This window comes from Janthinobacterium sp. TND4EL3 (assembly GCF_900156175.1).
Taxonomy (GTDB): domain Bacteria; phylum Pseudomonadota; class Gammaproteobacteria; order Burkholderiales; family Burkholderiaceae_D; genus Janthinobacterium.
The window spans coordinates 130,456-145,391 of record NZ_FTMV01000001.1; the positions used below are offsets into that span (position 1 = coordinate 130,456).

Here is a 14,936-nt window from a genome sequence, read left to right on the forward strand (position 1 = left end):
ACCAGAATTAATCCATAAGAATCCCCTTTACAATCGAATCATCTTAACGTCCGACTTTCTGTATTTTTTTGCACCAAAAAAGAGCAGGCAAGGCGGGCGTTTTCGTCCCCTTTTTCCTTGTAAAGAGCACTTATGCACCCTGCAGGCCCCTCGGCTTTTACCCCGATTCCCTTTGCCGCGCTCCAGGCGGAAATCCTGCCCGAAGCGACGCCCCACCGCGCCGCCATCACCGCCGCCTATAGGCGCGACGAGGTTTCCGCCGTGCAGTGGCTGTTGCAACAAGTGCGCGCCAGCAGCACCGAAACGACGGCCGCAGGCCAGGCCCTGGCGCACCGGCTGGTGTCGGCCGTGCGCCAGAAACGCACGCGCGCGTCCGGCGTCGATGCGCTGATGCACGAGTTCTCGCTATCATCGGAAGAGGGGGTTGCGCTGATGTGCCTGGCCGAAGCGCTGTTGCGTATACCCGACAGTCAAACGGCCGATCGCCTGATCGCCGACAAAATCAGCAAGGGCGACTGGCGCAAGCACCTGGGCGAATCGCCGTCGCTGTTCGTCAATGCCGCCACCTGGGGCTTGCTGATCACGGGCAAACTGGTCAGTACCAGCAGCGAGTCGGGCCTCGGCTCGGCCATGACCAAGCTCATCGCCAAAGGCGGCGAGCCGCTGATCCGCAAGGGCGTCGACCTGGCCATGCGCATGCTGGGCAACCAGTTCGTCACGGGCCAGACCATCGAGGAAGCGTTAAAAAACAGCCGCGAGAATGAAACGCGCGGCTACCGCTACTCGTACGACATGCTGGGCGAGGCGGCCCTGACGCAAGCCGACGCGGCCAGCTACTACGCCTCGTACGAAACGGCGATCCACGCCATCGGCAAGGCCTCGAACGGGCGCGGCATCAAGAATGGCCCCGGCATTTCCGTGAAACTGTCGGCCCTGCACGCGCGCTACAGCCGCGCCCAGCGCGCCCGCGTCATGGAAGAATTGCTGCCGAAGGTCAAAGCGCTGCTGTTGCTGGCCAAACAGTACAACATCGGCTTCAATATCGATGCGGAAGAAACGGACCGCCTGGAACTGTCACTGGACCTCATGGAAGCCCTCGCTTTTGATCCGGACCTGGCCGGCTTCGACGGCATCGGCTACGTGGTGCAGGCGTATCAGAAGCGCTGCCCGTTCGCCATCGATTTCCTGATCGACCTGGCGCGCCGCAGCGGCCGCAAGTTCATGGTGCGCCTCGTCAAGGGCGCATATTGGGATGCGGAAATCAAACGCGCCCAAGTGGACGGCCAGGAAGGCTATCCCGTCTACACGCGCAAGGTCTACACGGACGTGTCTTACCTCGTCTGCGCGCAAAAACTGCTCGATGCCAGCAGCGTCATCTACCCGCAATTTGCCACGCACAATGCGCAAACCCTGTCGACCATCTTTACCTGGGCGAAGCGCGACGGCGTTACCGACTACGAATTCCAGTGCCTGCACGGCATGGGCGAAACCCTGTACGACCAGGTCGTCGGCCCCGCCAACCTGGACAAGCCTTGCCGCATCTACGCGCCCGTCGGCTCGCATGAAACGCTGCTGGCCTACCTGGTGCGCCGCCTGCTGGAAAACGGCGCCAACTCGTCCTTCGTCAACCAGATCGTCGACGAAAGCGTGGCCATCGATAGCCTGATCCGCGATCCGCTGGAACAGGCGCGCCTGCAGGGCGGCTTGCCGCATCCGTCGATTCCGCTGCCGCTGGACATGTTTGGCAGCGAGCGCAGGAACTCGGCCGGCCTGGACCTGTCGAATGAAGACACCTTGCGCACCCTGGCCACCGGCCTGGCGCAGCAGCAGCAATGGCAGGCCGGGCCGCTGATCGACGGCGCCGTCAGCCTGAATACGCCAACGCAAGTGATCCACAATCCGGCCCAGCACGACGATGTCGTCGGCAAGGTCATGGAAGCGGCGCCGGCCGACGTGGAAACGGCCCTGGCCAGCGCCAGCGCCTACGCCATGGAATGGCAGACAACGGAGCCGTCGCTGCGCGCGCAAGCCTTGCTGCGCGCCGCCGACCTGTTTGAAGAACACCACATCGAGCTGATGGCCCTGGCCGTGCGCGAAGCGGGCAAGTCGCTGCCGAACGCCATCGCGGAAATCCGCGAAGCCGTCGATTTCCTGCGCTATTACGCGGCGCAGGTGGAACACGCGCCAAACACCGTGGCGCTCGGTCCCGTCACCTGCATCAGCCCGTGGAATTTCCCGCTGGCCATCTTTACGGGCCAGCTGGCCGCCGCCCTGGCCGCCGGTAACGTCGTGCTGGCCAAGCCGGCCGAGCAAACGCCGCTGATCGCCTGGCGCGCCGTGCAGCTGCTGCACGCGGCGGGCGTGCCGCGCGGTGCGCTGCAATTCTTGCCCGGCAGCGGAGAAGTCGTCGGCGCCGGCCTGTGCAACGACGCGCGCGTCAAAGGCGTGATTTTCACGGGTTCGACAGAAGTGGCGCAGTTGATCAACCGCAACTTGGCCGCCCGCGCCGTGGCCGAAGGCATCGACCTTCCCCTGATCGCCGAGACGGGCGGCCAGAATGCCCTGATCGTCGATTCGTCGGCCTTGCCGGAGCAAGTGGTGCAGGACGTGATGTCGTCGGCGTTTGACAGCGCCGGCCAGCGCTGCTCGGCCTTGCGCGTGCTGTTCCTGCAAACGGAAATCGCCGACAAGACCATCCACATGCTGAAAGGCGCCATGCAGGAATTGCGCGTTGGCAATCCTGACCGCCTGGCGACCGATATCGGTCCCGTCATCGATGCGGAAGCGCAAAGTAACTTGCTGGCGCACATCAACAAGATGAAAACCATGGCCATCGACCATTATTCGCTCGATTTGCCGACCGTGAAAGGCACGTTCGTCGCGCCGACCGTGCTGGAAATCAAGTCGCTGGCGCAGCTGACGCACGAAGTCTTCGGCCCCGTGCTGCACGTGATCCGCTACAAGCGGGCAGAACTGCCGCAACTGGTGCAATCGATCAACGACAGCGGTTACGGCTTGACCCTGGGCATCCATACGCGCATCGACGAAACCATCGCTTTCATCACCCAGCGCGCGCACGTGGGCAATATTTATGTCAACCGCAACATCGTCGGCGCCGTCGTCGGCGTGCAGCCGTTCGGCGGCGAAGGCAAGTCCGGCACCGGCCCGAAGGCGGGCGGTCCCCTGTATCTGAAACGGCTGCAGCGCAATGCGCCACCCGGCGCCCAGCATCAGCGCCAGGCGCCGCCGGCGCTCGACGCGCTGACCGTGTGGGCCAAGATGCACGGCCACGACAAGGTGCAGCAACTGGCGCAGGAATACGCGCGCACCACCTTGCTGGGCAGCACCACCGTCTTGCCAGGCCCGACGGGCGAGCGCAATACCCTGAGCTTTGCCGCACGGGGCACGATCCTGTGCGCGGCGGGCACGTCCGGCACCTTGATGAACCAGTTGGCAGCCGTGCTGGCGACGGGCAACCAGGCGCTGGTGCTGGCGCAAGCGCCGGACCTGATCCCGGCCGACTTGCCGGCGGCGCTGAAGGACCGCATCCAGGTCGTCAGCAGCCTGGAGTCGGTCCAGCAGGATTTCCAGATCGCCATGATCGAACCGAGTCTCGATGGCCAGCTCAAACCGCTGCTGGCGGCACGGGAAGGGGCCCTGGTGGCCACCATCGCCACCACGCAGGACGATGTCATCCCCCTGTGGCGCCTCGTCGCCGAGCGGGCGCTGTGCGTGAATACGACGGCAGCGGGCGGAAACGCCAGTTTGATGATGCTCAGTGTCTAAAGGAACCTGAGAAAAAGTCCATGGCGTTGTTGCCTTGCCTGGCCGTACATTCGTACTGCCTGCAGCAAGGCGCCTAGCCCTGAACATTTTTCAGGCTCCTTTGTTTTTAAATACAAAGGGCAGAACCAGTGGTTCTGCCCTTTTTTTATGCACGCTAGCTGAAAAATCAGCCGGCCAGGCGCTGGCACAATTGCTGGATCACCGTCAACGCGTATGGCGAGGCGACGGTTTGCACGAAACGCATGAAGTCGACGGCCGCCTCTTCATTGGCGTTGTCGGAAATGGTGCGCATGACGGTAAACGGCACACCGAGTTCAAAACACACTTGCGCCACAGCGGCGCCTTCCATTTCGACGGCCAGCAAGTCGGGGATATCCACTTTGAGCTGGTGCAGATGCGCGGCGCTGCTGATGAACTGGTCGCCGCTGGCGATCAGGCCGCGGTGCACCTGCGTGTGCTGCAAGCCAAATGCCGCGATATCGGCCGCCTTGAGCACGCTGGAGACATCGTCACGCAAAAAATCTTCCGCGGCAGCTGCCAGTTGCGTGCTCAGTTCCAGATCCGTAGCGAAGCGCTGCAGTCCCGTCAGCGGCACTTCGAAGCGGGGAAATAGAGGTCGGGCGTCCATATCGTGCTGCAGCAGCGATTCCGCCACCACGATATCGCCCACTTTCACGTGTTTAGCCCCACTGCCGGCCACGCCGGTGAAGACGATGTGGGTAACTCCGTACTTTTCCACAAGGATAGAAGCTGTCATGGCAGCGGCAACCTTGCCCAGACGCGACAGGACGCACACAGCGTCGATATTCCACAGGGTTCCCAGGGTGTAGTCGCGCATGCCGTGCGAACGCCTCTGGGGGCCTTGCATGGCCTCTACCAGCCCCTGCTGTTCTTCGTGCAAGGCACTGATGATGCCCAAACGCATTTTTTTGTGTGAATTCATGCTGTTTTTACAGGTTTTTGAGATTGCAAAACGGTTTACATAGTGAAAACAGCCGTTTCGGCGACTTTTCCACCGTCCGCGTTTGTTTCTGTGTTTTAAATAAAGATGTATACATAAAAATAGTAGTGATAGTAAACGGCCATTTTTTTGTGGATAAGTCGGTATACCGTATAAAAATCATCGACTTGGCGCACAAAAAAGTAGGCGCACAAGCATTGTATCTACGGAGGACTTGTTTGGGATAAAAATTGGCTTGTGGACAAAGAACGACTTTTCCCACATCTCATCCTGTGGATATGCAGGCACTTATCCACAACGGCAAGCAAAAATCGCGTTTTTTCTTGCTGCAGTGACATGTTTGACGGCGTTTGCGTGCACTGATCATTGTCTGGCAATCAAAGTTGAGCGATCAGGAGCGCGGTTCTTTCACGCACATCGGCATCCAGGTACTTCCTGGAAGACGGTTTGGCAGTGGGTCGTGCTGTTGTCGTTGGCTTTTTTTTTGACGTTTTTTGCATGCTTCTTGGAAATATCCCCGGACTTCCGCTTTTTTTGTCGGTTTACAATAGATCTATATATAAAAATAGTAGTAATAGTAAACGCGTTTTTTTCTGTGGATAAGTCGCTTTTTTTCAACAGGATCAACCGTTTACGCGCAAAATAAAGCGTGCATAATCGCTGTATCACGCGAGGAGCAAAATTGTATAAAATGCGGGCCTGCGCATAACTTCATGTTTACGCACAAGTCATCCTGTGGATATCAAATGACTTATCCACAATCGTTGTAAATTCCTCCTCTTTTCGACATCGACGCGCTTGCTGGCACTGTGCCTGCTCAAGCCAGTTGACGTTTCCATTTTGCAAAACGGTTTGGCAGTGCTGTCTGCGTGATGCCGGCCGTGCCGGTTTTCGTCGCTCAGTTGTTGGCTGGATTTTTTTTTGTCAGCCAACGCAGTTCGGCGGTTTTGAAGTCAGGCTAGTCAACCTTTCCGAAGGCGAAGGTCAGGCAACGCGCGCGTTGTCGGGTTTACCTTAACAAGATCGTATACAAGAATAGTAATAGTAGTTAACGGCGACAACTTCTGTGGATAAGTCCTGATTTATCCTTGTAAACAATCGCTTGGCGTACGGATAAGCGCTGAGTAAGCGTTGTATCGGCTTGGGATGGTTTTGGGATAAAAAAAAGTCGTCCAAAAAAAATTTCGTTTACTCACATATCGTACCTGTGGATATCCATACGGTTATCCACAGCTTGCAGCCCCTGTTCGGGACGGTTTTTTAGCTGCCAGACGAGTTCGTTTACGTGGTGATCGTGATGGCCATGCGATTAATGTCGCCCTGGCCCGGCACTGGTGGTAATCTCAAGGCGGCTCAGCAGCCATGCATGGATGAAGAAAGACAGACTCTGGTAAAGGGACGCGGCGGGGAGACACGCCGCGCGACAGCTTGATGGCATACCGAAAGGAGCTTCATTGGAATCGGCAGGCGAATACGACTACATCATCGTGGGCGGCGGCACGGCAGGTTGCGTGCTGGCCAACCGGCTCACGCGCGACAGGGACGCCAGCGTTTTGCTCGTGGAAGCGGGCGGCAAGGACGATTACGTGTGGATCCACATCCCCGTCGGCTATCTGCATTGCATCGGCAATCCCCGCACGGACTGGCTGTATTCCACGCAGGCGGACGCAGGCCTGGGCGGGCGCAGCCTGATGTATCCGCGCGGTAAAGTCCTGGGCGGCAGCTCATCCATCAACGGCATGATCTACATGCGCGGCCAGGCCGGCGACTACGACCACTGGGCGGACCTGACGGACGATGCTTCCTGGCGCTGGGACAAAGTCTTGCCGCTATTTAAGCAAAGCGAAGATTACTATGGCGGCGCGTCGGAAAACCATGGCGTGGGCGGCGAGTGGCGCGTGGAAAAGCAGCGCCTGTCGTGGGATATCCTCAACGCCTTCCGCGACGCGGCCCAGCAGGTGGGCATCCCGAAAACCAGCGATTTCAATGGCGGCGACAATAGCGGCAGCGCGTATTTCGACGTCAACCAGCGTCGCGGCATCCGCTGGAATACCTCGAAAGCGTTTTTGAAACCGGCGTCGCGGCGCCCGAATCTGACCATCATGACCGGCTGCCACGTGGAACGTCTGCTGCTGGAAACGACGGCATCGGGGCCGCGCTGCACGGGCATCGTGTTGACCGGTGGCGGCACGCAGTGGCAGGCGACGGCGCGGCGGGAAACCTTGCTGACGGCGGGCGCCATCGGCTCGCCCCAATTGCTGCAATTGTCCGGCATCGGCCCGGCCGCCTTGCTGCGCGAACACGGCATTACGCCCGTGCTGGATTCGCCTGGCGTGGGGGGCAATTTGCAAGACCACTTGCAGCTGCGCATGGTGTACAAGGTGCAGGGCGTCAAGACTTTGAACGTAATGGCCAGCAATATCGTCGGCAAGATGCAGATCGGTCTGCAATATGCGCTGTTCCAGAGCGGGCCCATGTCGATGGCGCCGTCGCAGCTGGGGGCGTTTGCCAGGTCCGATCCGCAGCAAGCCACGCCGAACCTGCAATACCACGTGCAGCCCTTGTCCCTGGACAAATTCGGCGAACCCTTGCACGCGTTTCCCGCGTTTACGGCCAGCGTCTGCAATCTGCGCCCGACATCGCGCGGCCATGTGCAGATCGCCTCGGCCGACAGCTATGCGGCGCCGAAGATCGTGCCCAATTACCTGAGTACCGAGCAGGACCGCAAGGTGGCGGCCGACGCCCTGCGCCTGACGCGCGCCATCGTGGCCGCGCCCGCCCTGAAGAAGTTTGCGCCGCAGGAATACAAGCCTGGCGTGCAATTCCAGAGCGAGGAAGAGCTGGCGCAGGCGGCCAGCCAGATCGGCACCACGATCTTTCACCCGGTGGGTACTTGCCGCATGGGCCTGGCCGGCGAGGCCTTGAGCGTGGTCGACAGCACCTTGCGCGTGATCGGCGTGGCTGGATTGCGCGTCGTCGACGCTTCCATCATGCCCTACATTACTTCTGGTAATACGAACTCGCCCACCGTGATGATTGCGGAAAAAGCGGCGCAAATGATACATGCGGCCTGGAAATAGCTGGGCAAGCGCGCGAGTTTGCGCCATTCGGACTGGCGAAAAATCCCCGTAGTTATACTGTATTGTGCGTTAAATTTAAGTTGTGTATTATAAAAATGACTAAGTAGTACAAAAAGTACAACTAGGAGACACGATGTCAAACGTAATCTTGGAAACAAGAAATTTGACCAAGGAATTCAAGGGTTTCACCGCCGTCAGCGAGGTGAACCTGAAGGTAGAGCGGGGCCATATCCACGCCTTGATCGGTCCTAACGGCGCCGGCAAGACCACGTGTTTCAACTTGCTCACCAAATTCCTGGTCCCCACCGGCGGACAGATCCTGTTCAACGGGAAAGACATCACGGCCGCCAAACCGGCCCAGATCGCCCGCATGGGCGTGATCCGTTCATTCCAGATTTCCGCCGTCTTCCCCCATTTATCCGTGCTGCAGAATGTGCGCATCGGCTTGCAGCGCCAGCTGGGCACCTCGTTTCACTTCTGGAAAAGCGAACGTTCATTGAGCCAGCTCAACGACCGCGCCATGGCCTTGCTGGCCGAAGTCGACCTGACGGAGTTCGCCGACACCATCACGGTCGACATGCCCTACGGGCGCAAGCGCGCGCTGGAAATCGCCACCACCCTGGCGATGGAACCGGAAATGATGCTGCTCGATGAACCGACGCAAGGCATGGGCCACGAAGACGTGCACCGCGTCACCGAACTGATCAAGAAGGTCTCGGCCGGGCGCACGATTTTGATGGTGGAACACAATATGAACGTGGTGTCCGGCATCTGCGACAAGATTTCTGTCCTGCAGCGCGGCGCCATGCTGGCCGAAGGCAGCTACGCGGAAGTGTCGCGTAATCCGCAGGTGATGGAAGCGTACATGGGCACCACCCACGCCGAACTGGAAGGGGCGCATTGATGGCGACACAAGTGAATGGCAACGCACCGGCGCTGGAAATTGCACAGTTGCATACGTGGTACGGCGAATCGCACATCCTGCACGACGTTAACTTGAAGGTGGAGCAGGGCGAGGTGGTGACCTTGCTGGGCCGCAACGGCGCCGGCCGCACGACGACCTTGCGCGCCATCATGGGGCTGACGGGTGCGCGCACGGGTTCGATCAAAGTCCATGGCGCCGAAGCGATAGGTTTGGCCACGCACAAGATCGCCCACCTGGGCATCGGCTATTGTCCCGAAGAGCGCGGTATTTTTTCCTCGCTGTCGACCGAGGAAAACCTGATGCTGCCGCCGACCCTGGCCAGCGGCGAGAAGGGCATGTCGGTGGAAGAAATCTACGCCATGTTCCCGAACCTGCAGGAACGCCGGCACAGCCAGGGCACGCGATTGTCGGGCGGGGAACAGCAGATGCTGGCCGTGGCGCGCATCCTGCGCACGGGCGCCCGCCTGCTGCTGCTCGATGAAATATCCGAAGGCCTGGCGCCCGTCATCGTGCAAGGGCTGGCGCGCATGATCACCACCCTGAAAGCGAAGGGATACACCATCGTCATGGTGGAGCAGAATTTCCGGTTTGCCGCACCGCTGGCGGACCGGTTTTATGTGATGGAGCACGGTCAGATCGTCGAGACTTTTGCTGCATCCGAACTGGAGGCCAAGATGCCGGTATTGACCGAGCTGCTTGGCGTGTAGTGCCCATGTAGTTTTTTACTCGTCATCGTCCAGCAATCGACTGAATAGCAAACAATAATCCCAACGGAGACACTATGAAACGTAACGCTATCGCCATTGCCACCGCCACCCTGTGCGCACTGGGTTTTTCCGCTGCCGCGCATGCCCAGGTATCGGGCGACACCATCAAGATCGGCTTTATTTCCGACATGTCGGGCGTGTATTCCGACGTCGACGGCCTCGGCGGCGCGGAAGCCATCAAGATGGCGATCGCCGATGCCGGCGTCGTTCTCGCCGGCAAGAAGGTGGAGTTCATTTCCGCCGACCATCAAAACAAGGCCGATATCGCCGCCTCGAAGGCGCGCGAATGGTTCGACCAGCAGGGCGTCGACATGCTGATCGGCGGCACCAATTCCGGCGCCAGCCTGGCCATGGCCAAGGTCGCGGCGGAAAAGAAAAAAATCTTCATCGCCATCGGCGCCGGTTCTTCGCGCCTGACGAACGAGGAATGCACGCCGTACACCGTGCATTACGCCTACGACACGGTGGCGCTGGCGCGCGGCACGGGCGGCACTATCGTCAAGCAGGGCGGCAAGAACTGGTATTTCATGACGGCCGACTATGCGTTCGGCCATTCGCTGGAAAAAGACACGGCCGAAGTCGTCAAGGCGGCCGGCGGCAAGGTGCTGGGCAGCGTCAAGCATCCGCTGGGTGCTTCGGATTTCTCGTCCTTTCTGCTGCAGGCGCAGGCAGCCAAGCCGCAGATCCTGGGCCTGGCCAATGCGGGTGGCGACGCCATCAACAGCATCAAGGCGGCCAACGAGTTCGGCCTGACGAAGTCCATGAAGCTGGCCGGCTTGCTGATCTTCATCAATGACATCCATTCGCTGGGCCTGAACCTGACGCAGGGCATGTACCTGACCGATGGCTGGTACTGGGACTTGAATGCGGAAACGCGCGCCTGGTCGAAACGCTATTTCGCCAAGATGAAGAAGGAGCCGTCGATGCTGCAGGCGGCCGATTATTCGGCCGCGGCCAATTACCTGAAAGCCGTCAAGGCCGTCGGCACGGACGATACCGAGAAGGTCATGGCGTATCTGAAGAAGACCAAGATCAACGACATGTTCACCCAGAACGGTGAAGTACGTCCCGACGGCCGCATGGTGCACGACATGTATCTGATGGAAGTGAAGAAGCCGTCCGAATCGAAATACCCATGGGATTACTACAAGGTCGTGGCCACCGTGCCCGGCGCGCAAGCGTATGTGACCAAGGCTGAATCGAAGTGTTCGCTGTGGAAGTAACGCTGTAGCAGTCCGTCAAACGGATTGCCCGCCCGGTGCGAGCAGTCTTTCCTGCAGGCGCTTTGCCTGCAGGGTTCGCCTTGCGCCGCCGCGCCCGTCTGCGGTGGCGTGTTTCCCTTGATACCACACCGTCGTTCGGCGGTGCTTTTTATACTGTGATGCCATGGAAATTTTCGGCGTTCCATTACCAGCAATGATGAGCCAGCTGCTGCTGGGCCTCGTCAACGGCTCGTTCTATGCCATGTTGTCCCTCGGACTGGCCGTCATCTTCGGCTTGCTCAATGTCATCAACTTCTCGCATGGCGCCATGTACATGATGGGCGCCTTCCTGGCCTGGATGGGCCTCAGTTATTTCGACATCAATTACTGGGCCATGCTGGTCATCGCTCCGATCCTCGTCGGCCTGATCGGCATCCTGATCGAAAAGACCATGCTGCGCTGGCTGTATAAACTCGACCACCTGTATGGACTGCTGCTGACGTTCGGCATCACCCTGATCATGGAAGGCGTGTTCCGTTCCTTCTACGGCGTCTCGGGCCAGCCGTATGCCGTGCCCGAAGCGCTGGCGGGCGCGACGGACCTCGGCTTCATGATCCTGCCGAACTACCGTGCCTGGGTGGTGATCGCCTCGCTGTCCGTCTGCCTGGCCACCTGGTTCGTCATCGAAAAAACCAAGTTGGGTGCCTACCTGCGGGCCGGCACGGAAAACCCGAAACTGGTGGAAGCGTTCGGCATCAACGTGCCGCTGATGGTGACCCTGACCTTCGGCTTCGGCGTGGCGCTGGCCGGCTTCGCCGGCGTGCTGGCCGCACCGATCATCCAGGTCTCGCCGCTGATGGGCTCGAACCTGATCATCGTCGTCTTCGCCGTGGTGGTGATCGGCGGCATGGGGTCCATCATGGGCTCCATCCTCACGGGCCTGGGCCTGGGCGTGATCGAGGGCCTGACCCGCGTGTTCTACCCGGAAGGCTCGGCCACCGTGGTCTTCGTGGTGATGGTCATCGTGCTGCTGCTGCGTCCCGCCGGCCTGTTCGGCAAAGAAAAGTAATTCTCATCAGTCATGTATTGGAGCTACCACGATGAATAAGAATGTAGGCTACGCCATTGCCCTGCTGCTGGCACTGGCCGCCCCGTTTTACGGCTATCCCGTCTTCCTGATGAAGTTGCTGTGCTTCGCCCTGTTTGCCTGCGCCTTTAACTTGTTGATCGGCTATACGGGCTTGCTGTCGTTCGGCCACGCGGCCTTCTTTGGCGGCGCCGGCTATGTCACCGGCTACGCGCTGCGCACCTGGGGCTGGCCGACGGAACTCGGTCTGCTGGCCGGCGTGCTCACCGGGGCGGGGCTGGGTCTGGTCATGGGCGGCCTGGCGATCCGCCGCCAGGGCATCTACTTTACGATGATCACCCTGGCGCTGGCGCAGATGGTGTATTTCCTTGCCCTGCGCCTGCCGTTCACGGGCGGCGAAGATGGCTTGCAGGGTGTTCCACGTGGAACCTTGCTGGGCACGATAGACCTGGGCAACGACACGGTGCTGTATTACGTCGTGCTGGCCATCTTCATTGCCGGCTTCGCCCTGATCGTGCGCACCATCCATTCGCCGTTCGGACAAGTGCTCAAGGCCATCAAGGAAAACGAACCGCGCGCCATTTCGCTCGGCTACGACGTCAACAAGTACAAGCTGATGGCCATCGTGCTGTCCGCTTCGCTGGCTGCCCTGGCCGGCGCCACCAAGACGCTGGTGCTGGGCTTTGAGACCTTGACCGACGTGTACTGGGGCATGTCGGGCCTGGTCGTGCTGATGACACTGGTGGGCGGCATGGGCACCTTGTCCGGTCCCATCCTCGGCGCCGTGCTGATCATCGCGCTGGAAAACAAGCTGGGCGATGTCGGCACCTACCTGGCCACGCACACGGGCATCGAATGGTTCGGCACCCTGGGCGAATCGGTGGGCATGGTCACGGGCGTGATCTTCGTCATCTGCGTGCTGCTGTTCCGGCGCGGCATCGTCGGCGAAGCCATCGCGCGCTTCGGCGCCAGGCCAGCCAAGGCCGCGGTCTGATTTTCAAGCAACGCCGGACAGATCGTCCGGCGTTTTTCATTGTGCGTCCACTGGGACTTCATCGGAGAGAACCACCATGCAAACGACGAGTACGCGCGCGGCCATCGGCCTGTGCACGCTGCTGCTGGCAGCCTGCGGCAGCAACCATGCACCCGAAGAGCTGAACCAGATGCCCGGCTACCTGGGGACGATTGCCCGCGCCGACTACGATGGCAAGACAAACGATCTGCTGACGGCCGGCCTGGGCAAGTCGGGGCTGGCGGGTGCCACGCCCGCGTATGCGAATGCCGAACAGCCGACGCCGGTGGAACTGCGCCGCAATGCGATTTATGCCAACTACCGCGCCGTGCTCGACATCGCCGCCAACAGCGGCTACGGCACCCTGTACGGACCGAACGTCGATGCCAACGGTAGCATCGGCACGGGCGAGGGCCTGGTCGCGGGCAGCGAATACATTGCCTATGCCGACGATGGCACGGGCAAGAAGAACGTCACCCTGATGGTGCAGGTGCCGGCCAGCTTCGACCCGGACCGCGCCTGCATCGTCACGGGCACGTCCAGCGGTTCGCGCGGCATCTACGGCGCCATCGGCAGCTCGGGCGAATGGGGCCTGAAGAAGGGCTGCGCCGTCGCGTATGCGGACAAGGGTTCTGGCACGGGCCTGTATGTGTTCGAGGATGACAGCGTCAACCTGCAGAACGGCGTGCGCGCGGGCAGGGTGGCTGCCGGCAAGAACGCGCTCTTCGCGCCGGACTTGAGCGACGCCGACCGGCTGGCCTGGGCCGGCGCCTATCCGAACCGCATCGCCTTCAAGCATGCGCACTCGCAGCAGAACCCGGAAAAGGACTGGGGCAAGGTGACACTGCAGGCGGTCGAGATGGCGTTTTACGTGTTGAACGAGCGCTACGGCGTGCTGGCCCGCGACGGCAGTTCGCGCATCGTGCGCCTGACGCCGAAGAACACGATCACGATCGCGTCGAGCATTTCCAACGGCGCCGGCTCGGCCCTGCTGGCGGCGGAGCAGGATACGAAGGGCTTGATCAGCGGCGTGGCGGCCAGCGAGCCGCAGGTGCAACCGCAGCCTTCCACGGCCTACAGCGTGCGCCAGGGCGGGGTAGTGATGGCCAATCCCGGCCGTGCCCTGTTCGACTACGCCACCTACGCGGCCCTGTACCAGCCCTGCATCGCTTCCGTGGCCGGCAATGCGGGACGCTGCACGGCGCTGGTGGCCAAAGGCTTGTTAAACGGTGCCGACCTGGCGGCGCAGCAGGCGGATGCAAAACTGCGCTTGCAGGCGTATGGCTGGCTGCCGGACTCCGATCCCCTGCAGGCGGCGCATGCGGGCACGAACATTCTGGTGGCCGTCACGTATGCGTATGCCTACGGGAAATTTTCCGTGACGGATAAAGTATGCGGTTTCACGTTTGCGCAGACGGATGGCGGCGGCAACCCGATCGCGTTCACGTCGGCGCAAAAGGCGGCCAGCTTTGCCACCCAGAGCGGCATCGTCGGCAATGTCGTATATGAAAACAGCGTGGGCGGCGCCAGGGTGTACACGGCCGGCGTGTCGCCATCGACGAGCTTGGCGGATCAGTCGCTCGATGGCTTCCTGTGCTTGCGCAGCCTGGCGACGGGACGCGACGCCGTCAGCGGCGCCAACCTGGACGGCACTCTGGCCGCGCAAAGCGTGCGCGTGCGCGCCGGCATGGCCGAGGTCGTTGCCAGCGGAAAATTGAATGGCAAGCCGGCCATCATCGTGCACGGCCGCAGCGATACCTTGATTCCCGTCAATCACGCGTCGCGCGCCTATCTAGGCTTGAACGCCGCGGTGGAGGGGGCAAATAGCAAGCTGCGCTATATTGAGGTGACGCATGCCAACCACTTCGATTCCTTCAGCAGCGCCTTGCCGTCCTTGATCGTGCCCTTGCACGTTTACCTGAACCGCGCGCTCGATGCCATGTATGCGCACTTGAATGCCCAGCAAGCCTTGCCGCCGTCGCAGGTGGTGCGCACGGTGACGCGGGCCGATGCGTCGACCTTGATCACCAATGTGAATGTGCCGGCGATAGCGGCAACGCCGGCAGCTGGCAATGCGATCAGCGTGACGGGCAGCGCGGTCGATGTGCCCAACTGA

At 60.7% G+C, this 14,936-nt stretch carries 9 protein-coding genes; 8 read left to right on the forward strand and 1 reads right to left on the reverse strand.

Translation table 11 applies throughout. The features are described from left to right. Positions 1-132 precede the first annotated feature (132 nt). A complete protein-coding gene (gene putA / locus BXA07_RS00600; RefSeq protein WP_076564742.1) occupies positions 133-3,786 on the forward strand; it encodes a trifunctional transcriptional regulator/proline dehydrogenase/L-glutamate gamma-semialdehyde dehydrogenase in 3,654 nt (1,217 codons plus the stop codon). 166 nt (positions 3,787-3,952) lie between these two features. Here the strand turns inward: putA and BXA07_RS00605 are convergent, their stop codons facing one another. Next, complete coding sequence (locus BXA07_RS00605; protein WP_076564744.1) at positions 3,953-4,729, reverse strand: 5'-methylthioadenosine/adenosylhomocysteine nucleosidase; 777 nt, start codon at positions 4,727-4,729, stop codon at positions 3,953-3,955. A 1,472-nt stretch (positions 4,730-6,201) separates the two neighbouring features. On the opposite strand from BXA07_RS00605, the gene BXA07_RS00610 reads away from it, so the two are divergent. The 7 genes from BXA07_RS00610 to BXA07_RS00640 all read left to right on the forward strand — a co-directional run bounded on the left by BXA07_RS00610 (position 6,202) and on the right by BXA07_RS00640 (position 14,936). Continuing rightward, a complete protein-coding gene (locus BXA07_RS00610; RefSeq protein ID WP_076564745.1) occupies positions 6,202-7,827 on the forward strand; it encodes a GMC family oxidoreductase in 1,626 nt (541 codons plus the stop codon). Positions 7,828-7,960: 133 nt separating this feature from the next. Then, positions 7,961-8,731: an ABC transporter ATP-binding protein gene (locus BXA07_RS00615; RefSeq protein WP_076564747.1), complete on the forward strand. Its 771-nt coding sequence runs from the start codon at positions 7,961-7,963 to the stop codon at positions 8,729-8,731. Continuing rightward, positions 8,731-9,459: an ABC transporter ATP-binding protein gene (locus BXA07_RS00620; protein ID WP_076564748.1), complete on the forward strand. Its 729-nt coding sequence runs from the start codon at positions 8,731-8,733 to the stop codon at positions 9,457-9,459. The genes BXA07_RS00615 and BXA07_RS00620 overlap by 1 nt, the downstream gene beginning before the upstream one ends. 74 nt (positions 9,460-9,533) lie before the next feature. After that, complete coding sequence (locus BXA07_RS00625; RefSeq protein WP_076564750.1) at positions 9,534-10,742, forward strand: ABC transporter substrate-binding protein; 1,209 nt, start codon at positions 9,534-9,536, stop codon at positions 10,740-10,742. Between the two features lie 163 nt (positions 10,743-10,905). Beyond that, positions 10,906-11,790, forward strand: coding sequence for a branched-chain amino acid ABC transporter permease (locus tag BXA07_RS00630; protein ID WP_076564751.1), 885 nt, complete (start codon positions 10,906-10,908; stop codon positions 11,788-11,790). Between the two features lie 31 nt (positions 11,791-11,821). Next, positions 11,822-12,802 carry a branched-chain amino acid ABC transporter permease gene (locus BXA07_RS00635; RefSeq protein ID WP_076564753.1) on the forward strand — a complete coding sequence of 327 codons (981 nt, stop codon included), beginning with the start codon at positions 11,822-11,824 and terminating at the stop codon, positions 12,800-12,802. Positions 12,803-12,878: 76 nt separating this feature from the next. Next, on the forward strand, positions 12,879-14,936 hold the full coding sequence (locus BXA07_RS00640; protein WP_076564754.1) for a 3-hydroxybutyrate oligomer hydrolase family protein: 2,058 nt from the start codon (positions 12,879-12,881) through the stop codon (positions 14,934-14,936).